Consider the following 19940-nt stretch of genomic DNA (forward strand, 5'->3'; position numbering starts at 1 on the left):
CTTATTGAAAGGTTGGCTTGAAAATAGTGTTAGCGGTAAACAACATCATCTGCGGCAGCTTTTGAAAGCTCATAAATGCCACTCCAGACAATAACACCACGTTCCAGATCAACCATTTCAAAGGTAATTTGGGTGTAACGCTGCATCATGCCTGTGCGTGCATCGCGGCTATCTGATGAAGCAATTGTGCCACCAAGGCGGTAATCAGCACCAGCCTGTGCCTGTGTAGTGCCGCGTGTTGCGGTATCAACCACACCTTCACGCTTTAATGAACGTTCTTGCTGCACCATGCCTGCATAATTACGGCCAACAAAAACCATCCGCCCCATAGAAGCACGGTTTAGGTTCACGCGAAGGCGATTGGTAATCAGGTCTTTGTTCATACGCTGGGTGCTATCATTCACGAAGAAACCACTATCAACAATAATTGCCGGGGGGTTTGCTGCATTAGCCAGCATTGGGTTTGTCAGCATGTCTCTCATCATCTGATCAGTCATCGCCTGAATGTCTTGGCCTTCAATGCCAACCCCAGCAACAGCGCCTGTACGTGATGGATCTTGCGAAACAGTTGCTACCCCCGCAGAATTATGAACTGCCTGCCCGCCACATGCTGCCAAAACACCACATACTGCTGTTAACATTACTGATTTTTTAATGAACTTAGAAAATGAACTAATTTGGCGCATGAGAATTCCCCGACCTAATCATTGATTGTATAGACATAGATAAAGGGGGAACGAACTTATAGTTCATCCAAACATAACCCCCTCTGCATGGAAAATAAGATTAGTTTAATAGTTTAGAGTCAAGAAAATAGTTTCTCCTATTGCGTGCTTTATTATTGTATAGATTTTAAAAAAATCTTAAAACATTGAAAATACACCTATAATATGATCTTGGAGGTTTTCGAAAAAGAACATAAGTTTAAAAAAAAGAGCGTTAAGAAAACGCCCTTAATTAACACCCATAAGTTTATCTACAGGTCATGAATCAGCTTTTTTCCATGTAAAGCGAGCGGCATGGGTATGGGATGCTGATACCTTCTTTATCGAACGCTTCTTTCACTGCTTTAAGCAGCGCAAAGTTAAGCGGCCAGTAATCGCTGGCGTTACACCAAACACGCACAACAATATCCACGCTGCTTTCACCAAGGCCCACTACTGCAACAAGTGCTTCAGGGTCAGTCTTACAGCGGTCATCAGATGCCAACACGCCTTTGATTACGTCCATCGCTTTATCGATATCATCGCCGTAACCAATACCGTAAACCTGATCAAGGCGGCGGATATCATGGTGGTTAAAGTTGCGGATACTGCTGCCCCACACGCTGCCGTTCGGGATAACAATACGTACATTATCGCCAGTATCCATCTCAGTAACAAAGAGAGTGATCGCTTTCACAACGCCAGAATGGCCTGCCACTTCAACAAACTGACCCACCTTGAACGGGCGGAAGATAAGAAGCATTACACCAGCAGCAACATTTGAAAGCGTGCCCTGCATCGCAAGACCAATGGCAAGACCGGCTGCACCAACAACGGCCACAAGGCTGGTTGTTTCAATGCCGAACTGGCCGAGAATAGCAATGAAGGTGATGATGATAATGGTATATTTCGCCAGGCTCGCAAGGAACTGGGAAACCGTTTCATCCATCTTTTTGCTTTTGCCTAAAAGTTTCCGCAGGTGCTTCTCTGTGAAGCCTGCAATACGGAGACCAATAAATAAAATAAGGAGGGCGCCAAGAATGGCGAGGCCCATATCAATGCCCTTTGAAATCCACTCATCATAGAGCGCAGAGTCTGTTTTAAAAAAATCCATCATTTTTCCTCAATAACGGTGCACCTGAAACCCTTGGTTACAATAGCGAATTTCAGGCGCAAAGGGAACAGGTGTCTTTAAACCTTTGATCTATGCACTTTTAAGCATGATTTCTGGCGGATGCGTAACGTCATCCCCAAGCATGCCTTTCACTTGCTGCACATTATCAAGGAAGGAACTGATCAAAACCGTGAGCTTTTCTGCTGCGCCGCTCATATCCTCAGCAGCCTGCATCACGCTGTTAGCTTCTGCGCTGGTTTCAGAAGAACGGGAAACCACATTCAAAATTTCCCGGCTTACATCTTCTGTACTGCGAGCCGCAGTTTCTACATTTGCTTGCACAGTGTGGGTGGATGCATCCTGCTGGGCTACCGCGCCAGAGATAGAAACCAGTGTCTGGTTCAGGGCTGTAATCCCTTCCACCGTTTCCTTATTGGCCTTTACCGCCTGCTCTGTTGCGGCGCGCATGTTTTCAATTTGGGTTGCGATTTCCCCGGTCGCGCCTGCTGTTTGACCTGCAAGACTTTTCACCTCTGAGGCAACAACCGCAAACCCTTTACCCGCATCACCCGCACGCGCGGCTTCAATGGTAGCATTCAGCGCCAGAAGATTGGTTTGATCGGCAATATCATCAATAAGGTTGAGGATTTCACCAATCTTGCCTGAGTTTTCTTCAAGCTTCCGAATAGCCTCGCTGCCCTCTTCTGTGCGATTTACTGTATTTGCGGATGTATCACTCGCTGATTTTACCTGCGCATTCATATCGCTGATAGCTTGGGAAACTTCATCGGTAACGCTGGAAACCACCCGCACGCTATCAGCCGTTTCTTCTGTGGTGTTTTGTACGTGACATGAGCTTTTTGTTGCATCTTCAGCAATTTCGGCCATGCGGCTTGCTGTAGCCTGAAGCGCTTCAACAGACCGCACAAGCACAGTGCTCATGGCATTGCTATCGCGCCTGAAGTTTTCAATCAGACCATCAATTTTCTGTGCGGCTTCCATGCGGCGCACGGCCTCTGTAGCTTCACGTTCCTGCTGCCTGCGTTCCATTTCTGCCTGGCGGCGGATTTCTTCCTCGCGCCTGCGACCTTCCTCACGTTCGCGCTCGGCAGCTTTGGCTTTAATAATTTCCCCTGCTTTGATCGCTTCACGCATTTCATCCACAGCGCGTGCGAGAGCACCAATGGAATTGGTTTGGCTTACACACGGCACATCAGTATCAAGCGCGCCACCCGCGATATCCTGCACACTCAGGCGTACACGCTCCATTGGGCGACTAATGGAAAAGCCCACGAAAATACTGAACAGCGCAGCAATGATTGTGGTGAGGGTGATGGCAATCACAATAAGCTGTTCGGCGCCATCTTGCACCCGGGTACGCTCAGCCTCTGCCTCACTTGCGGAAATTTCAAGATACTGTACCACACCGTCCAGCAGTTCCGGCACTGGTTCAAATAATGCCGCAAGGTCGGTGACAGTAGCCTCCCGATTAAGGGTGATATCTGCGAAATCTTTAAAGGTACCGTGATAAGTCTTCATCAGTTCCATCAAAGCACCGCGCTCGCCCTCTGGCACCGTAGAGGCTGGTAGTAATTCTTCGAACTCCGCAAGCCTCGTTGCATGACGGCCAATATATTTATCGGCCTTCCGCATGATGAAATCTTTCTCATGGCGGCGCATCATCAGCATTTTTACCGTAAGAGCATCAGCACTGTAGGCTTTGAGCTGTGCTTCCGCATTGTGAACGGAAGAACGAAGTGCGCCTTCAAGCCCTTCGTTTTCCGTTAAACCAAGCTGTTGCATGGTTTTGACAAGCGCTTCAAAACGCCTGCCGTGGAAAGTTATAGCTTGCCGAATAAATTGGAGTTCCTGTTTGGTTTCAGCATCACCAATTTCACTCTGCAGGCTACTTTCCAGTGCCAGAGCCATCCGAAGTTCCGACTTATAAGCCGTTACAAATCCCATATCCCTGTTCAACAGGAAATCCTTCTCATGCTGACGCATTTTCAGAACCGCGAGGTTAAGCGTATTTGCTTCTCCGGTCATCCGCTCTAGCTTCAAAGCTACCTGATCGACCGCGTTTCGCTCACGGCTGGTAACAAAAACCGTTGCCGCAATGATAAGGAAACCCACAGACGCCGTGAGAACAATTGCCCCAATTCTCCACCGCAGGGAGATATTAGAAAACTTGAATGCCATTTTGCCGACCCCAATCGTACACTTGATACCTTTGGATTAGCTATATGGACAATATGTTACAAATTTATTCACCTTTCCGTGGGTGAATTCATTAACAATTGTAATGGTATAGAAAAATTAACGGATATTGGTTTATGCTTATAACTAATAATACCACACGGGGATTTATTCCCCTAAACCGAGAATACTAGAGGCCACAAAGTGATGCGTGCGAAAACAAATCTTGTGAGCACCCTGCTTTCTACATTTTTCTTTGCTTCAATTTTTGAAGTAAATGCCGCCGACGATGATATTACCGTCGCCAGCATGGAAATTCCCTATGCCTACACAGAAACAGGCGACGGCGTTTATAACACCGTGTTTAAAAAGCTGACTGAAGGTTATAAAGGTGACGTAACAGTCTCCTTCATGCCGTCCGCCCGCTTCAACCGCTTGGTGACAAACCGGGAAGTGGACTGTGATTTTATCGGCACGGAAAAAATTGAACGCTGGGAAAAAGACGGCATCAGTCCTGACGAATTAGAGTTTATTGGCCCTATCAGGGAGCTGTTTGTAACAGTATATGTACCCACTGGCGGTAAAGTGCCCCATACTATTGAAGATCTGAAAACCATGCGCTTGGCATCGGATGTGAACCTTGTCCATACAGTGCGCCGATACGGATTAAAGGAATCATTTGCCCTTCAAAGCCAGGTACAAATGCTGAACCTTCTTTCTATTGCACGTATTGAAGCCCTTGTTGGATATGATTTTGACCTCGATACTCTAGCGCCACGCCTCGGTGTAACTGATAAAATCGTAAAGACAGATATCAAACTGGATAAGCTTGTAGACGGCGTTGTGTGCTTCAAAAACGAAAAAACGGCACCGTTTCGGGCACACCTGCGTAACAAATTGAAAGAAATCACCGAAAACGGTTGGTTGGATGCTGAGTTTGAGAAATTTTTCGCAAGCCAAAGCCAACAATAACGACCGTTTATTACAAGAGTTTTAGAGTACCCAATTGATGCGGGCGAAATACACCTTCATCACAGTAATGCTATCAAAAACCTGTCTGAAAAATGAAAAGGCACAGATAGTATCCATCCAAGCCTAAGGGGGGCGAGGGAAACAGGGGAAGTGAATGAATTTTAGGAATAGCTTATTAGCACTTCTATTCTTAAGTTTATCAGGGGAAACAAGCGCAGACGATACATCTGCTACTATCAACATAGCCAGTCTTGAAATTCCATACGCCTATGAGGAAAACGGCGTTGGCGTTTATCATAAGGTGCTGGAAGAACTTACTAAAGGGTATGACGGTAACTATAATATCACCTTTTACCCTTCAGCACGGCTTACACGGTTAATGATTAACCGTGATCTGGACTGCAACTATATTTCCACCGGAGCGCTTGATGCTTGGGAAAATAACGGCATTACTGCTGATGAACTTGCCTTCGTTGGCCCTATCAGGGAGCTGTTTGTAACCGTTTATGTACCAGCCAGCAGCCCTGTTCCAATGAGTATCGAAGAACTACGTAATTTACGCCTAGCTTCTGATGTTAACCTGCTGCGCGTTATCCGGAAATATGGCCTGAAGGAAGATTTTTCCCTGCAAAGCCAGGTACAAATGCTGAACCTGTTATCCATCGGCCGTATCGAAGCGCTAGTTGGGTTTGATTTTGATCTGGATACACTTGCCCCGCGCCTTGGTGTGAGCGATAAAATCACTAAAACTGATATAAAGCTGGATAAACTCGTAGACGGTATCATTTGTTTCAAAAATGAAAAAACAGCACCTTTTCTAGCTCACCTACAGTCACGCTTGAAAGAAATCACTGAAAGCGGTTGGCTGGATGCAGAGTTTGATAAATTTTTCAAAAGCCAGGGTGTTCATGCACAAAAAAAAGCACGCTGAATTAGCGTGCTTTTCTAATCGTTTAGAAATGTAACCCTTTAACCGTGAAGCCGCTGTAAGAAACGGTTTACTGATTGTTCAAGCACACTTGTTTGCTCAGTAAGGCCACCGGAACTTTCATTCACCACTTTTGCAGCGCCGGAACTACGCTCAGCCATTTCCTGTACACGCCCTACATTGTGGCTCAGGTTAGCAGTGCCCTGACTTGCGTTTTGAACACTGCGGCTAATCTCACCCGTAGAGGCTTCCTGTTCCACAACCGCTGCAGCAATCATGCCTGAAATCTCGCTCACCTGATCAATGGTTTTATGGATAGTTTTCACTGCATCCACTGTCTGGTGCGTAGCTGACTGCATCGCACTTACTTGCTCTTCAATTTCCTGCGTTGCACTTGCCGTTTGGTTCGCAAGGTTTTTCACCTCGGATGCCACAACCGCAAAACCTTTACCTGCCTCACCGGCACGCGCTGCCTCAATCGTCGCGTTAAGTGCCAGCAGGTTGGTTTGCTCGGCAATATCGTTAATAAGGTGCACCACCTCTGAAATACGGTCAGAAGCAGCTGTAAGAGACGTAACTCGACCCTCGGCGTCCTTCGCCACATTCATTGCGTTAGTGGTAATAGTATTCGCCTGCTCTACCTGCGTCCGGATTTCACCAATGGCACCTGTCAGGCCTTCAGTTGCCTCTGCAACGGAAACCATATCCTGTCCAGTCGCATTGGTTGCGCCTGCCGCAGAATTCACTTCCACGCCAGTTTGCTCGATCGCATCTGTCATAGTATCAGCCGCCATCTGCAGTTCAGCAACTGAACTTGAAAGAGACTGAATAACACCAGATACTTCACTTTCGAAACTATCAGCCATTTCCGATTGCATACGGGCGCGCTCATCCTGCATCTGTTGCTGACGCTGGATTTCTTCCTCACGCTGACGGCTTTCTTCCTCTATACGGCGACGTTCCTGTTCGCGCTCTTCATTTTCTCGCGCAAGTCGGGATTCTTCAGCCTCTTCACGTAATTTTTCAGTTTCCAGCGCACCTTCACGGAGATGTTCCGCAGCGCGTGCCATTGCCGCGATACCATCTCTATGATTCAGGTCAGAAACGGCCGTTTCATAACTACCATTAGAAAGAATTTCGAGCTCTTGCTGCAAGCGCCGAAGAGGTTTCATCACACTGTTAGTGATAGACCATGACAAAAACAGGATAAGTGCCATGAAAACAGCGGTCCAAACATAGACCATAAACTCATCATCTTCGAACTGGGCATCGCTCACAGTACCGCTGCGCAATTCTTCGATAAGCGTATTAAACTCAAAAACAATAAACAGCATGCCCAGAAAGGCTAGGCCAGTTAATGTCCAGATACGTACATTAACTTTAAAGTTACGCAAGAAGTTGGTCACTCAATAATCCCCTTGACCCAAAACAATCATTCTGCCCCCGCGCAATTGTTACCATAAGGTGCCTCAATTGCATCACAAAAAATGGCTCTAAATCCTTAAGGAATCCCTACCCCTTGTAAAATCATGATTAATTCTTACATATTTTTTTATAGGCCCCGTAAGAGGGCATGAACGACACACATTGCGAGGATATAGGAGGAACGAATGCGCCTTTTGTTGGCGATCATTTTCCCGCCGTTAGTTTTCTTTACAATCTGGCGGCCCATTCAAGGAATTTTCTGTGCACTTTTATGGCTAACCGTTATCGGGTGGCCGGTAGCAGCTATTTGGGCAGTATATTCCCTTAGCCAATACAGAAATGATGAGTTGCGTCGTGAAATGGATTATGACAGAGCTCGTTATGGACGCTATGATAGATATAGTCGTTACTAAGGGGAGCAAATAATGATCTATTCAATTCTTATTGGTGCACTTGTTGGTTTTATCGCGGGTAAAATCCTGCGCGGCGAAGGCATGGGGGCCTTCTGGAACATTCTAATTGGTATTGCAGGTGGTATTCTCGGCAAATTCCTGTTCGGAGTTATCGGTTTCCATGTAAACGGTCTGATAGCTGACATTATTGCAGGCACAGCGGGTGCCGTTCTTCTCATGCTTATGTTTGATATTGGCGTAAAGAAACGCCGTAGCAGAGACTAGAACTACCAACTCTAATCAAGCAAGCGGGCCGGACGGTAAGGTTCGGCCTTCACACCATGTTTTCTAAGATGCTCCGGCACAGCATTACCCATTGCCAGATTAGCTGCAAGCTCTGACCATGCTGGGGATGTTTGAATACCGTATCCACCCTGCCCAACATTCCAGAAGAAATTTGGCTGGTTTTCATCATATCCGATAACGGGCGCTTTATCTTTTGCAAAAGTTCTAAGGCCAGCCCATTTCGCTTCAATCTTCTCAACCGTACTGCCCGTTGCATTCTGAAAATGCTCTACAGCCATCGCAATATCTTCAAGTTCTGGCTGTGCATCACATGCAGGACTTAGTGTTTCATCCGCCGGAGACACAAGATAACCTGCACCTTCAGGTTTGAAATAGAAGCTTTCCTCCACATCAATCACAACCGGGCTATTTTTCTCAAACGGTAACCCTTCCGGGCTTGGTATTGTTACAATAGTACGGCGCTGTGGTTTAAGCTTAAGTGGCTGAACCTGCGCTTTTATAGCAACGTCATCTGCCCAGGCACCCGATGCGTTAATAAGTGTTCTAGTTGTTATTTGCCCTTTTCGGGTTTTTACCAACCAGTGATCCGCTTTAAATTCAGCACTTTCAAAGCCATCTTCCAGACGGACTGCTAAACCCATTTTTTTCGCCGCTCGTAAATACCCCTGATGAAGGGCCGCAACATCAAGGTTACCACAATCCGGATCATTCACTCCGGCGACAAATTGGGTTCTATCAAGGTGAGGCGCTCGCTCCAGAACCTCATCTACCGTTAATTCACGCACGCCAGGCAGTTCGCTCATTTCGTCTAAGAGACTTTCTGCCGCACTGCGCTGATGATCTTTCATTACATGAATCGCCCCCATTTGGCTAAGGATCGGAATTTCAGATACTTCAGCGGGAGGAGATAGTAAAAATGCTTTAGAGGCCGTTGTTAGTGGTTGAAGCAGTGGCCCACCATATGTTTCAGCATAAAATGCTGCGGATCTACCTGTTGTGTGATAGCCGGCTTGTGCTTCCATATCCAGAAGCATAACCTTTGCATGTGGTGCGAGGAAATAAGCGATACCTGCTCCCGCAATCCCACCACCAATAACTAAAAATTCAGTATCCAACATAACAGTACCCGTTGCTTTTACTGGGTCATATGTGGTCTAAAGTCGGCAGTTTGGCAAGCATCCATCACATTGTTTCATGAAAAAGGGGCTGATCATGAGCTATATCCAACCATCTACTCTTCCTGAAAGTTTAAGTGGTGTTTCAGTGGAAACACTAAAAAGCTTTGCCTGTGAGCTTGCTGATGCAGCAGCCGAAGTGACACTTAAGTACTTCAGGCAGAAAGTGGATATTGATAATAAACTGGGTGATAGCGGTTTTGACCCCGTAACCGAAGCGGATCAAGGAGCCGAACGAGCTATCAGAGCCCTGATTGATGAACGCTTTCCTGATCACAGTATTCACGGGGAAGAATACGGCATAAAGAAAACAGACAGCCCATTTGAATGGGTGCTTGATCCCGTAGACGGTACACGTGCTTTTATTTCAGGCTTACCAACATGGGGAACTCTTATTGCCCTGAAACACGAAGGCGTACCTGTGATTGGTGTTTTGGATCAGCCTTACATCAAAGAACGCTATCTTGGGTGGACAGAAGGAGCAACTCTAAATGGAGAGGCTATCTCAACACGGTCATGTGCCTCGTTATCAGATGCAACTATTTCTACAACCGACCCTGATCTATTCAAAGACAACGAACGTACATGCTTTAACGCGATTTTGAACCAGAGCAAACTGATAAGGTATGGCATGGATTGCTACGCTTATGGTATTGTCGCGGCGGGGTTTATGGATCTCGTTATAGAAAGTGGCTTGAAACCTTACGACATGATGGCACTGATTCCGATTGTACGCGGAGCCGGAGGCAGCGCAACAAATTGGCAAGGTCAAGCTCCCGGAGATTGCGGAAAATTACTTGTAGTGGGTGACAAAGGTCTCCTTAAAGACGCACTACACACCATAAATGAGTAAAATTTCCTAGCTAAAAGCGACAAAGTGAAACATTTCATAAGATTGTTTTGGCAAAACAAACCTCAAGGACTATATATTCAACAGATATTGAAACCGCAGTAAACCTAAGGAGGGGTAGCCATGGGAAGACCTGCAAAATTTAACAGAGATGATGCAATAGCAATTGCGCTCGACGCTTTCTGGGAACAGGGGTATGAACCTACGTCCGTAAGCGAGCTCTCTTCGCGTATGTCCATCACTCGCTCCAGTTTCTATAATAGCTTCGTTTCGCGTGAAGCACTGTTCAGTGAAGTTCTTGCTTTGTACGGCAAACAATCTTGTGATCGTTTCATGAACGACCTTAAGGAAGGCGATCCCATTTTGCCCGCCTTCAGAAAAGTTTTAGAAAACTTGATTGATGCAAGAATGGATGATGAGGACGCCAAAGGCTGTCTTGTCACAAACGGCATGGCCAACAATGAAAAAAGTTGTGAAGTAGCACATGTTTTCCGGGATATTATGGGCACCCGTGTTGACCGCTATACGGAACTTCTTGAACACGCCATAGATAGCGGAGAACTAGCCGGATTAGATAACCCACGCACCACTGCAGCAACTTTTGTATCCCAGATGGTCGGCATCAATATGATGAGTAAGGTAATCCGTGATCGCCAACAACTGTATGCTATGGCAGAGACGATTTTAAGAGGCTTGGGTCTTGCCGAAGTACCAGCAAGCATCAACGCGCAAAACGTTGCCTGACACTCAATCTAGATTCTAAATAAAAAGGCCGCCGAACTATGATCGGCGGTCTTTTTAATTCTAGTGCCCAAAATTTGAAGCATGCTTTAAAACTCGGGTCGCTCTCTTAGGCTCATAAACTCTCTGATAGCGTTCCAGACATCAGCTCGATGATCATCCGTTTCTTTCAGGATTTCATGCATGGCGCCTTCAATCTTCACCAAACGAGCATTTGGCATACGCGCGACCAATTTATCTTGGGCGTCATTATCCACAATCTGATCTTCACCCGCCTGAAGCATCAATACTGGTGTTTCAATGGCTTCCGCATAACCAGGTGCATTTAGTTTTTTGGTAGATTTAACCGCTTCCCACAGCCATTTATGAGTGGCACCGCCTACTGCCAGACGACGATCTTTATTATGAATGAAATAATCTTCATCTTCGAACCGGTCATCATCGTGAGTTAGCTTTTTCCGCCAACCCCAGCGGCCTGTTTTAAAGGCGGTATGCCCAGGAATATAACTACCACCAAGCCCCAGATGACGCATTACCCACGGTAAACCGCTTAATATAAATTCTGGCACACCACCGCCATTAACCTTCACCATTGGCGCTACCGTAATAGCAGCATCCGCGTATCCCGGATGTTCTTTCAGGAACCGGAGAATTACATGTGAGCCAGCTGAATGGCCCATCAAGATATATGGCTTTTCCATCTTGTTGGTCAGCACCTTATCAAAAAAGGTTTTCAGATCTTCAAGATGAAGATCAAAGCTGCGGACAAAATGCTTTTCACGGTCTGGGTGCGGACGGTGAGACATACCTTGCCCCCGCAAATCCATTGCAGCACAGGCAAAACCCAGCGCATTGAAGATATGAACATCCTCTATGAATTTTTCGATAAATTCAGTGCGGCCTGGAATAAAGATAACTGTACCTTTAATATCAAGCACATTACTGGCAGGAAATCTGGCGAACCGGATTTGTTCCCCATCGGCGGACTTGAAATAGTCGAACACCGTATCTTTAGGTGGCTCTCTCCGGTTAGCCTTCGCAAAATCCAACGTCTCTTGTGTTGGTAGCTTATCGTTACTCACACACGCCTCCGCCATAATTTGCATATTATTCCCCTTACTAAATATGCAGTATGCCTAAATATTTCAGCCACTTAGGCCTATATATACCTCAGCATGCACAGTCTTATGGTTAATTTCCAGTAAAATTTCCGTAGGAAAACCATAGTTTTAGAAAATTTCAGTCTCAATAATCGCGTTAGCTCCACCATTAATCCGACGTCGAATCATCCATCCAGAGAAAACAGCCCAACCTCCCGCTGAGTGGTTTCATATATTTTCCTCGTATTTTTCCTAATCACAAAATACGGATTTATCGCTCACCAAGCTGTCATGCGCCCTGCAACAACGCCCAATAAACTCTTTAAATATCAATATCATGCGCCATTTTTTAAAAAAATAACCAAGACAAAAAGTGGGTGCAGTTTAGTTAAAATTGTCTGCAAAGATTTACAGAATTTCCATTTGCATAGTTCACTTTAGGCGTAAGTGATCAGGCAAATATCATGATGAAAAAGAACCATACGCATAAACTCTCCACTTGCTTAGGCCGCAAGTTGATGAATTTCGCAAAGAACCTATGGCAGGATGACAGAGGCAGTCTTATGCCCGCTGTTGCCACCAGTATTCTAGTGCTCACAAGCGCAGCTGGGCTAACCGTAGACGGCGCACGCATGTTCTATGTGAAAGATGTTTTACAGAAATCGCTTGATAGCGCTGGTCTGGCCGCAGGCCATGCTCTTGATATCAATGATATGGAATCCGACGCGCAGGAATTTTTCGATGCAAATATTGCTGCCATCGGTGACGTGGTCAAATCCAGCGAAATGGTTATCAACTTCAGCAATGATAACAAGCTTATTACACTAACAGCTACAGCATCAGTAGATACATACTTCAGCCGTATCTTCGGTGTGAATGAAGTGACCGTTTCTGCCGATACCGAGATCACCCGCGAAACCCGCGGCATGGAACTTGTTATTGTAATGGATAATACAGGCTCTATGCGCAATAACGGCAAGATTGATGCAGCGAAGGAAGCAGCTGAACTTCTGGTGGAAGCCGTGTACGGCGAAAATGATACCAACAACAACCTTTGGGTTGGGGTCGTACCCTATGTAGCTCATGTGAATGTTGGTGACGGGCATGAAAGCTGGCTTTCAGAAGCTGGCCTGCAGAAAATTGATAATGGCGAATACCGAACAACTGAATGGTCGGGCTGCCTGTTTGCGCGGGACGATGGTGAAGACCTTACAGATACTCCACCCAGCATAGAACCATTTGAGCCCTGGTTCTGGCCGGATGAACCTGCTTACAATTCATACTACAGGCCCAACAACTGGATTCATAACGGTGTCGTATCAATTTACGAAGCAAATAGCCGTTCATTGGCCAAGGGTCCTAACCGCGGCTGCGGCCAAGAAATATTACCCCTCGTTGCCAGCAAAACCAAGGTGTTGGATGCAATTGAGGAAATGGAACCCTGGAGCTTTGGCGGGACCGCTACACCCACAGGTCTCGCTTGGGGTTGGCGTGTTATCAGCCCTCGCTGGCAAGGCCTGTGGGGCGGTGACACGCCAAGTAATCTGCCGCTTGCTCATGATGCAGCTTTCATGGACAAAGTGATCGTCATCCTCACCGATGGCAAAAATGAGTTTATCTCTCGTATCAGCCAGCTCGGTGGTTCTGATTACACTGCTTACGGCACTATTCAGGATATGGGCCACAGCTCCATCTATGATGCCCGTGATGATGTGGATGATCGTTTTGATGAAATTTGCACAAACATCAAAGATGATGACATTTTGATTTACGGGATCACTTTTGGAAGCACCCCGGATTCTTCCACACGTTCCGCCTTTGAAGCGTGTGCAACGAACCCCGGTTTTTATTTCCATGCCCCCAACAATGACGAACTTCAGGATGTGTTTGATAAAATCGGCCGTCAGCTTTCCAACCTCCGACTGTCCAAATAAAGGTGACTATGTCGTTCTTGTCTCACATATGGTCCTTTAAAAAACGTCTTCGGCATGATGAAGAAGGCGCCATTGTTGTGGAAACTGCAATCGGCCTTCCTGTATTGTTAACCACCATAATTGGCGTGTTGGAAATCGCCCATTACTTCTTCGTAGCGGCAGCGATTGAAAATGCCGTTCTGCAAGCATCTCGCTTTGGTATTACCGGCTCTAATGAAGAAGGCACAACCCGCGAACAACAAGTGCGCGATATCATCCGCGAGCAAACGTTTGGTCAGGTAAACATGGATACAGTGAATATCGAAACACTGGTCTATGAAAACTTTGCAGATATCGGCGAACCTGAACCTTTTATCGATGACAATGCCAGCGGCAGTTATGACGAAGGTGAAGATTACACAGATGTAAACGGCAATGGTCAGTGGGATGCCGATATGGCTATATCTGGCCTTGGTGGTGGTGGGGATATTGTTCTTTACCGCGTTAATTATGATATCAGCAGTCTTACAGGCTTCGCGGATTGGGCTTACCGAAACGTTTCCGTTTCAGCAACAGTGGCGGTACGCAATGAGCCATATTAGAAAATTCCTGAAACGCTTAAAAAGCAATGAAGAAGGAAGTGTACTAACGGAAATCGCACTTTCTATTCCACTTTATCTTACCCTTTTCATTGGTATCGTCGAAGCTGGTCATTACCTGCTGTTGAACCTGAAAGCCCAACATACAGTTGTTGCGATTGCTGATCTGGTAACGCGGGATGAAGAAATTTCTGAAGCAACCATGCAGGATATTTTCTCTGCTGTTCCCCAAATTATTGCCCCTTACAACGACCCTGCTGATGTGGTGGCAATTGTAAGCTCCGTAAGCCAAACAAGTGCTATTCCTGCAAGTGTTTTCTGGCAACGTATTGGTGGGGGCAGATTAGTTAAAACCAGCCGCTTTGGCGAAGAAGGAGATCCTGCAAGTTTACCTTCTGAATTCACGATGCGAGATAATGAAACTATTATCGCGACAGAAATTTTCTATTCCTACGAGCCTATCATGTTTAATTTTTTGCCATCTCGCACAATCCGGAAAGTATCTTATTTCCGGCCGCGCCTTGGAGCTTTGCAGGAAATCACCAGCTAAAGGAGCTTTCTCTGTAAATTGTCAATATTGACAATAAATAATTCATTCCCATATTCTGTCTATACCCAAATCAGACAAACACCAGGAATGACAACATGCCCAACCTCCCTCAAGCCTATGCAGCCTCGGCTTCCCATTCCCTTTCCGAGGCTGCATCTCTGCCTTTTGAGGTTTATCACGACAAGAAAATCTACGATCTGGAGATGGATCATATATTCAGGGGTGACTGGGTTTTCGTATGTGCTGAACAGCTTCTCCCCAATCCTGGTGATTATTTCGCACTCACTGTTGCGGACGAAGCAATTGCAATAATCCACGGTACCGACGGTGAAATCCGTGCGCTTTCCAATATTTGCCGTCACCGTGGCACGCCACTTCTTGATGAAGGATACGGCACGATTGAAAAGCACATTACCTGCCCCTATCACGCCTGGGTTTATGACCAGACAGGCAAATTCAAAGGGGCACCTTTTACGCGGAACCATAAACCCGAAAAATCAGAACACTGTTTGCCCGCCTTTCACCTTGAAAGCTGGCATGGGCTTTTGTTCATCAACTTAGCTGAAAACCCATCCCCTTTTGCTGCTCGAGTGGAAGGTATCAATGATTATCTTCACTTATTTGAACCCCATAGTTTTATCCACGGCGTTAAATCTGGTGATGAAGAATGGCAGGCGAACTGGAAGCTGGCCGTGGAAAACGCCATAGAAAGCTATCACCTTTTCAAGGTTCATGAAGAAACACTGGAAACCATAACACCCAGCAAAACTTCATATTATGTGGCGGGTAGTTCCGAGTGGACTTTAACCGGTGGTAAAATGGCAGACACAAGAAGCACCCTTGAAAAGTGGCTCACCGGTAAAGTACCTGAGGCATACAGCCATTATCTCCTGATATTTTTGCCGCCCAATTTTATTGGTATTCTAACTTACGGCAGCTTGCAGTGGATTGCCGTTTTACCCAAGGCAGCGGAAAAGTGCCAGATCATGTCCGGAGGAATTAGTAACGAACCTGGGAACGATGATAAAATATCAGCCGATTTCACAGCTGCTTTTCTGGAAGAAGACAAATGGATTTGTGAACGCGTACAGCAAGGCATGCATTCCAAGAGAACCACAGGCGGAAAACTGGTTGATATGGAACAAAGCCTGATCGATTTTCGGCAATATCTGGGTTCTCGGCTCTTTGGTGCTAAGCCAATAGCCTTCGCTTCAACAGCCGAAGCCGACCTATTTCTAAACCCAGAACGATAACTTACATAAAGTCCCTATATATTCCTTGGGAAACCGATTCTTTTCGAACCGAATCTTCTCCTTTATTCAGCCCCGAAAGCGGCTAAAACCGATTCCTTTTGCCGCTAAACCTGAAGTTTTGTGGCTAAGATTCTTTAATATTTACACCAAATCATCCCGCCACCCGTTAATTTCCAACAGTCACAGCAACAAAAAAATCAGTTTTTTACTTTTTTCTTCTCCTCTCAGCAGCTCCCAATTCAGTGATTAAAATTTTAATCACGGCGAATTATCACGCATTTTCAACAGCTTTAAAATTTAGATAAAATTTGAAGATAATTAGATATTAAATTTCATTTAAGTTATTGTTTTTAAATATCTTTTTAGGATTGACGTTAACTTTTTATTTAAGACTCAAGCCGTATAAAAAACTCATCCGAACTTGGCAGCTGGAGAATTAAAATGACTAAGTTTCTTTCTAAACTACGCCGTAATGAAGAAGGCGCTACTGCAATTGAATATGGTCTTATCGCAGCACTTGTTGCTATTGGCCTCATCACAGCACTTGGCGCGCTAGGCGGTTCACTACAGACAATCTTTGGTGAAGCTTCAACAACACTTGATGGAAATGTTGATGCAACAGATACAGGTGCTTCTGGCTCTGGTTCTGGCACAGGTAGCTAATAGATCTCGCATCTAAACATATCAATTAACCTATCAAAAGCCGCCGGGGGATGGCAGTTTTCCGGCGGCTTTATTTTTGGGAAATTTGTAAAATAGTACCCAGATAACAGGCAAAAACAGAACCATGCAGATCATCTCAGGCATAGATATTTTTATCGCGGTAGCTTTTTCAGGCTTGCTTATCGCGGCAGCAGTATCTGATTTGCAGTCTAGGCGAATACCGAACGCTTTATCGGTTGCCATTTGTGGTTTGTTTAGTGTTTTTGCCTTTGCTGAAGTGATATCAGGTGCCGCATTTTTAGGGGCTATTGTTTGGCCTCTCTTAAGTGCTTTCGTTGTGTTCCTCATTGGTGCTGGCCTTTTTGCGCTCAGGCTTATGGGGGGAGGCGATGTGAAACTGATGGCAGCTACCGCACTCTTTGCGGGCCCTGCTCTAAGCCTTCATTTCGTGCTCTATGTAACTTTATTGGGCGGCTTTGTAGCCACAGGAACTTTGGTTCATGCCCAACTCAGTAAAGAAACAACACTTGATCAAGCTAAAGTACCTTACGGCGTTGCAATCGCCGCTGGTGGTCTCTGGGTTTGTTTTCAATGCTTTTCCTCTTTGGTGACATAAAGCCAAAGGATTGCATGCTTTTCTGATGGCATAAGGCCCGGAAGAGTTGGGGAAATTCGGTAGAAGTACAGTTTTCTGTACCACCGGGAGGCAAACATGAGCATCAAAAAACTACTCCTCATTCTTGTTGCATTTGCAGGCATGGTACTGGTCTGGTTTATGACCCGCTCATACCTTTCAAATGCTCAGCAACAAGCACAACAAGCACAGGTTTTGACAGCGAAAACACCCGCAGCTCAAATTCTTGTAGCGAAAACAGATCTCCATGTAGGTTCAACGATTACTGCAGAAAGCCTCGTTTGGCAGGCTTGGCCCAAAAGCGGTGTGAACAAAGCCTACTACAGCAAACCAAATGCAAAGATAAAAGATCTGGTTGGCACCATCGTACGCACACCTATGAATGAAGGTGATCCAATCACCAAATCAGCACTGGTTAAAAAAGGTGCAAGTGGTGTTCTTGCTGCGACATTAACCCCAGGGATGCGTGCTTTCACAGTACCTGTTACAGCAACATCAGGCGTGGCTGGTTTCATCGTTCCGGGCGACCGTGTTGATGTGATCCTTACTCACGAAGTGGAAGTGACCCGCCGTGAGAAATATCAAGTTGCAGAAACCATTTTCCAAAATGTACGTGTGCTCGCAACAGATCAGAAAAACCAACAGAACGACAAGGTGAAAGTAGCTAAAACTGCAACTTTGGAAGTTACCCAAAGCATGGCTGAAAAGCTGGCGATTGTCGCAAATGTTGGAAAGCTTTCACTTGCTCTCAGATCACTGGAGCGCGGTAATGATGGCCCTCTGGCAGATCCAAACACACCACCAATCATGGTGACAACAAGCCAAAGCCACGGCAACGACGTTAGTAAATACCTACCTCGTATCAACGGTAAAAAGAACTCCATCCGCGTGGCAAGAGGCAGCGTTGCAACAGTTGTTGTCCCTTCAAATGGTACTGGTGATACGCAGCCAGACAATCTTCCATCTGATGGAGATGACAAATGATAAAATCCATTAAGTATATGGCACTTGCGAGCAGCATTTTATGCGCTCCGGTAGCCGCAGAACCTTCAAACCCTGCAACGCTTAACAAAGTATCAGGCGCAGAACTTGTAACACCGCACGCAGGCGGCATGAGCATTGAAATCAACAAAGGTACCCTTGTACGTCTTGATCGCCCTGCATCTGAAGTATTTATCGCGAACCCTGAAATTGCAGATGTGCAAGTTAAATCAGCACGGGTTGTTTATATCTTCGGGAAAGCACAGGGCGAAACCACCTTCTATGCGCTTGACGAACAGGATAACACCATCTTCAGTTCTGGCATTGCCGTAACACGCAATCTTTCAGCACTTAATAAAGCGTACGAACGCATGATGCCCGGCTCTCCCATTAGCGCCACGACACTTGGAGAACTTATTGTACTTCAGGGTAACGTCGGCGCACCTGATCAGGCAGCGCTTGCTGAACAGCTTGCAAAATCTGTTTTAGGGACTGATCAGGTAATGAATAATATCAATGTACTTCAACCAACTCAGGTGAACCTTCATGTTCGCATTGCTGAAGTTTCCCGCACCGTCCTTAAACAGCTAGGTGTAAGTTGGGAAGGTTTCCTATCCGGAAGCGGCGCAGGTATTGGTATCGCAACCGGTCGTAATGTTTTTGATCTGGTGCCTGATCCTGTTACAGGCATTCCTTCAAAAGTATTTATACCGGGTGCAGATACAGGCTCTCTCTTAGGCACGATTACCCCGGGAAACCTTGACCTGAACTATGCCATTGATGCACTTGACCGCGAAGGCTTCCTTACCGTTCTGGCAGAGCCAAACTTAACAGCTTTGACAGGTCAGGCAGCGAATTTCCTTGCGGGCGGTGAATTTCCAATTCCAATCCCAAGCCGTGACGGTATTGGCATTGAATATCGTGAATTTGGCGTAAAATTGGATTTCACCCCAACTGTTCTAAACTCGGGTCGTATTTCCATGCAGGTTCGCCCTGAAGTCAGCGATCTTTCTGATGCTGGTGCAATCCGTATCAACGGTATCAGCGTGCCATCTATCAGCACACGACGCGCAGAAACCACCATTGAACTGGGAAGTGGCCAATCCTTCGCGATTGCAGGGCTTATTGAAAACAGTGTTTCTCAGGATAAGGATAAATACCCCGGCCTTGGTGATATCCCGATCATTGGTGCTCTCTTCCGTTCTGATCGTTTCCGCCGTGAAGAAACAGAGCTGCTTATTGTGGTGACACCGTATCTGGTGAAACCAGTGTCAAACAGACACATCAATCTGCCTACCGATAACTTTATCGCACCAAATGATGTGAACCGCATCCTGAACGGTAAAAGCTGGGAAGGCAGCACTCAAAATACTATCGCAAACCAAGATAACCGCACAGGCGCTTCTCTAAAGCAACGTGCTGGTTTCCAGTTAGATTAATGGAA

At 46.0% G+C, this 19940-nt stretch carries 20 protein-coding genes; 14 read left to right on the plus strand and 6 right to left on the minus strand.

What is annotated here, in order from left to right; translation table 11 throughout:
- Positions 1-29: 29 nt before the first annotated feature.
- The 3 genes from MF542_RS01845 to MF542_RS01855 form a co-directional block, all read right to left on the minus strand.
- Complete coding sequence (locus tag MF542_RS01845) at positions 30-686, minus strand: penicillin-binding protein activator LpoB (protein ID WP_247015350.1); 657 nt, start codon at positions 684-686, stop codon at positions 30-32.
- 304 nt (positions 687-990) lie between these two features.
- A complete protein-coding gene (locus MF542_RS01850) occupies positions 991-1818 on the minus strand; it encodes a mechanosensitive ion channel family protein (protein WP_247015351.1) in 828 nt (275 codons plus the stop codon).
- A gap of 90 nt (positions 1819-1908) precedes the next feature.
- Complete coding sequence (locus tag MF542_RS01855; protein WP_247015352.1) at positions 1909-4017, minus strand: methyl-accepting chemotaxis protein; 2109 nt, start codon at positions 4015-4017, stop codon at positions 1909-1911.
- 204 nt (positions 4018-4221) lie between these two features.
- Here MF542_RS01855 and MF542_RS01860 point away from each other — a divergent pair, with 204 nt between their 5' ends.
- Positions 4222-4986, plus strand: coding sequence for a hypothetical protein (locus MF542_RS01860; RefSeq protein WP_247015353.1), 765 nt, complete (start codon positions 4222-4224; stop codon positions 4984-4986).
- A gap of 154 nt (positions 4987-5140) precedes the next feature.
- Positions 5141-5917, plus strand: coding sequence for a transporter substrate-binding domain-containing protein (locus MF542_RS01865; RefSeq protein WP_247015354.1), 777 nt, complete (start codon positions 5141-5143; stop codon positions 5915-5917).
- A 38-nt stretch (positions 5918-5955) separates the two neighbouring features.
- Here the strand turns inward: MF542_RS01865 and MF542_RS17755 are convergent, their stop codons facing one another.
- Positions 5956-7320 (minus strand): methyl-accepting chemotaxis protein, encoded by a 1365-nt coding sequence (locus tag MF542_RS17755; protein ID WP_247015355.1) that lies wholly within the window; start codon positions 7318-7320, stop codon positions 5956-5958.
- A 204-nt stretch (positions 7321-7524) separates the two neighbouring features.
- On the opposite strand from MF542_RS17755, the gene MF542_RS01875 reads away from it, so the two are divergent.
- Both MF542_RS01875 and MF542_RS01880 read left to right on the plus strand, forming a co-directional pair.
- Positions 7525-7752 carry a YqaE/Pmp3 family membrane protein gene (locus tag MF542_RS01875; protein WP_247015356.1) on the plus strand — a complete coding sequence of 76 codons (228 nt, stop codon included), beginning with the start codon at positions 7525-7527 and terminating at the stop codon, positions 7750-7752.
- 12 nt (positions 7753-7764) lie between these two features.
- Positions 7765-8016: a GlsB/YeaQ/YmgE family stress response membrane protein gene (locus tag MF542_RS01880; protein ID WP_247015357.1), complete on the plus strand. Its 252-nt coding sequence runs from the start codon at positions 7765-7767 to the stop codon at positions 8014-8016.
- A gap of 11 nt (positions 8017-8027) precedes the next feature.
- Here the strand turns inward: MF542_RS01880 and MF542_RS01885 are convergent, their stop codons facing one another.
- A complete protein-coding gene (locus MF542_RS01885) occupies positions 8028-9155 on the minus strand; it encodes an NAD(P)/FAD-dependent oxidoreductase (RefSeq protein ID WP_247015358.1) in 1128 nt (375 codons plus the stop codon).
- Between the two features lie 94 nt (positions 9156-9249).
- Between MF542_RS01885 and hisN the strand changes: the two genes are divergently transcribed.
- Together hisN and MF542_RS01895 are read left to right on the plus strand one after the other, a co-directional pair.
- Positions 9250-10065: a histidinol-phosphatase gene (hisN, locus tag MF542_RS01890; RefSeq protein WP_247015359.1), complete on the plus strand. Its 816-nt coding sequence runs from the start codon at positions 9250-9252 to the stop codon at positions 10063-10065.
- A gap of 120 nt (positions 10066-10185) precedes the next feature.
- Positions 10186-10806: a TetR/AcrR family transcriptional regulator gene (locus MF542_RS01895; RefSeq protein ID WP_247015361.1), complete on the plus strand. Its 621-nt coding sequence runs from the start codon at positions 10186-10188 to the stop codon at positions 10804-10806.
- An 86-nt stretch (positions 10807-10892) separates the two neighbouring features.
- Here the strand turns inward: MF542_RS01895 and MF542_RS01900 are convergent, their stop codons facing one another.
- Complete coding sequence (locus tag MF542_RS01900) at positions 10893-11885, minus strand: alpha/beta fold hydrolase (protein WP_247015363.1); 993 nt, start codon at positions 11883-11885, stop codon at positions 10893-10895.
- A 482-nt stretch (positions 11886-12367) separates the two neighbouring features.
- Here MF542_RS01900 and MF542_RS01905 point away from each other — a divergent pair, with 482 nt between their 5' ends.
- The 8 genes from MF542_RS01905 (at position 12368) to MF542_RS01940 (ending at position 19935) form a co-directional block, all read left to right on the plus strand.
- On the plus strand, positions 12368-13837 hold the full coding sequence (locus MF542_RS01905) for a TadE/TadG family type IV pilus assembly protein (RefSeq protein ID WP_247015365.1): 1470 nt from the start codon (positions 12368-12370) through the stop codon (positions 13835-13837).
- 8 nt (positions 13838-13845) lie between these two features.
- Positions 13846-14418, plus strand: coding sequence for a TadE/TadG family type IV pilus assembly protein (locus tag MF542_RS01910; protein ID WP_247015367.1), 573 nt, complete (start codon positions 13846-13848; stop codon positions 14416-14418).
- The gene (locus MF542_RS01915) at positions 14405-14965 is read left to right on the plus strand and encodes a TadE/TadG family type IV pilus assembly protein (RefSeq protein ID WP_247015369.1); all 561 of its coding nucleotides are present in this window, start codon (positions 14405-14407) and stop codon (positions 14963-14965) included. Before MF542_RS01910 ends, MF542_RS01915 begins: the two co-directional genes overlap by 14 nt.
- Before the next feature lie 95 nt (positions 14966-15060).
- On the plus strand, positions 15061-16218 hold the full coding sequence (locus tag MF542_RS01920; protein WP_247015371.1) for an aromatic ring-hydroxylating oxygenase subunit alpha: 1158 nt from the start codon (positions 15061-15063) through the stop codon (positions 16216-16218).
- 441 nt (positions 16219-16659) lie between these two features.
- On the plus strand, positions 16660-16881 hold the full coding sequence (locus MF542_RS01925; protein ID WP_247015373.1) for a Flp family type IVb pilin: 222 nt from the start codon (positions 16660-16662) through the stop codon (positions 16879-16881).
- A 124-nt stretch (positions 16882-17005) separates the two neighbouring features.
- The gene (locus MF542_RS01930; RefSeq protein WP_247015375.1) at positions 17006-17497 is read left to right on the plus strand and encodes an A24 family peptidase; all 492 of its coding nucleotides are present in this window, start codon (positions 17006-17008) and stop codon (positions 17495-17497) included.
- A gap of 96 nt (positions 17498-17593) precedes the next feature.
- Entirely contained in the window at positions 17594-18499 is a 906-nt protein-coding gene (cpaB, locus tag MF542_RS01935; protein WP_247015377.1) for a Flp pilus assembly protein CpaB, read from the plus strand.
- Positions 18496-19935, plus strand: coding sequence for a type II and III secretion system protein family protein (locus MF542_RS01940; protein WP_247015379.1), 1440 nt, complete (start codon positions 18496-18498; stop codon positions 19933-19935). Before cpaB ends, MF542_RS01940 begins: the two co-directional genes overlap by 4 nt.
- Positions 19936-19940: the final 5 nt, after the last annotated feature.

The organism is Kordiimonas laminariae (assembly GCF_023008165.1).
Taxonomy (GTDB): Bacteria; Pseudomonadota; Alphaproteobacteria; order Sphingomonadales; family Kordiimonadaceae; genus Kordiimonas; species Kordiimonas laminariae.

Bases quoted from the DNA above. Each gene is read 5' to 3' on its own strand.
- MF542_RS01845 (WP_247015350.1), bottom strand. From the start codon at position 686: ATGCGCCAAATTAGTTCATTTTCTAAGTTCATTAAAAAATCAGTAATG.
- MF542_RS01850 (WP_247015351.1), bottom strand. From the start codon at position 1,818: ATGGATTTTTTTAAAACAGACTCTGCGCTCTATGATGAGTGGATTTCA.
- MF542_RS01855 (WP_247015352.1), bottom strand. From the start codon at position 4,017: ATGGCATTCAAGTTTTCTAATATCTCCCTGCGGTGGAGAATTGGGGCA.
- MF542_RS01860 (WP_247015353.1), top strand. From the start codon at position 4,222: ATGCGTGCGAAAACAAATCTTGTGAGCACCCTGCTTTCTACATTTTTC.
- MF542_RS01865 (WP_247015354.1), top strand. From the start codon at position 5,141: ATGAATTTTAGGAATAGCTTATTAGCACTTCTATTCTTAAGTTTATCA.
- MF542_RS01875 (WP_247015356.1), top strand. From the start codon at position 7,525: ATGCGCCTTTTGTTGGCGATCATTTTCCCGCCGTTAGTTTTCTTTACA.
- MF542_RS01880 (WP_247015357.1), top strand. From the start codon at position 7,765: ATGATCTATTCAATTCTTATTGGTGCACTTGTTGGTTTTATCGCGGGT.
- MF542_RS01885 (WP_247015358.1), bottom strand. From the start codon at position 9,155: ATGTTGGATACTGAATTTTTAGTTATTGGTGGTGGGATTGCGGGAGCA.
- hisN (WP_247015359.1), top strand. From the start codon at position 9,250: ATGAGCTATATCCAACCATCTACTCTTCCTGAAAGTTTAAGTGGTGTT.
- MF542_RS01895 (WP_247015361.1), top strand. From the start codon at position 10,186: ATGGGAAGACCTGCAAAATTTAACAGAGATGATGCAATAGCAATTGCG.
- MF542_RS01905 (WP_247015365.1), top strand. From the start codon at position 12,368: ATGATGAAAAAGAACCATACGCATAAACTCTCCACTTGCTTAGGCCGC.
- MF542_RS01910 (WP_247015367.1), top strand. From the start codon at position 13,846: ATGTCGTTCTTGTCTCACATATGGTCCTTTAAAAAACGTCTTCGGCAT.
- MF542_RS01915 (WP_247015369.1), top strand. From the start codon at position 14,405: ATGAGCCATATTAGAAAATTCCTGAAACGCTTAAAAAGCAATGAAGAA.
- MF542_RS01920 (WP_247015371.1), top strand. From the start codon at position 15,061: ATGCCCAACCTCCCTCAAGCCTATGCAGCCTCGGCTTCCCATTCCCTT.
- MF542_RS01925 (WP_247015373.1), top strand. From the start codon at position 16,660: ATGACTAAGTTTCTTTCTAAACTACGCCGTAATGAAGAAGGCGCTACT.
- MF542_RS01930 (WP_247015375.1), top strand. From the start codon at position 17,006: ATGCAGATCATCTCAGGCATAGATATTTTTATCGCGGTAGCTTTTTCA.
- cpaB (WP_247015377.1), top strand. From the start codon at position 17,594: ATGAGCATCAAAAAACTACTCCTCATTCTTGTTGCATTTGCAGGCATG.
- MF542_RS01940 (WP_247015379.1), top strand. From the start codon at position 18,496: ATGATAAAATCCATTAAGTATATGGCACTTGCGAGCAGCATTTTATGC.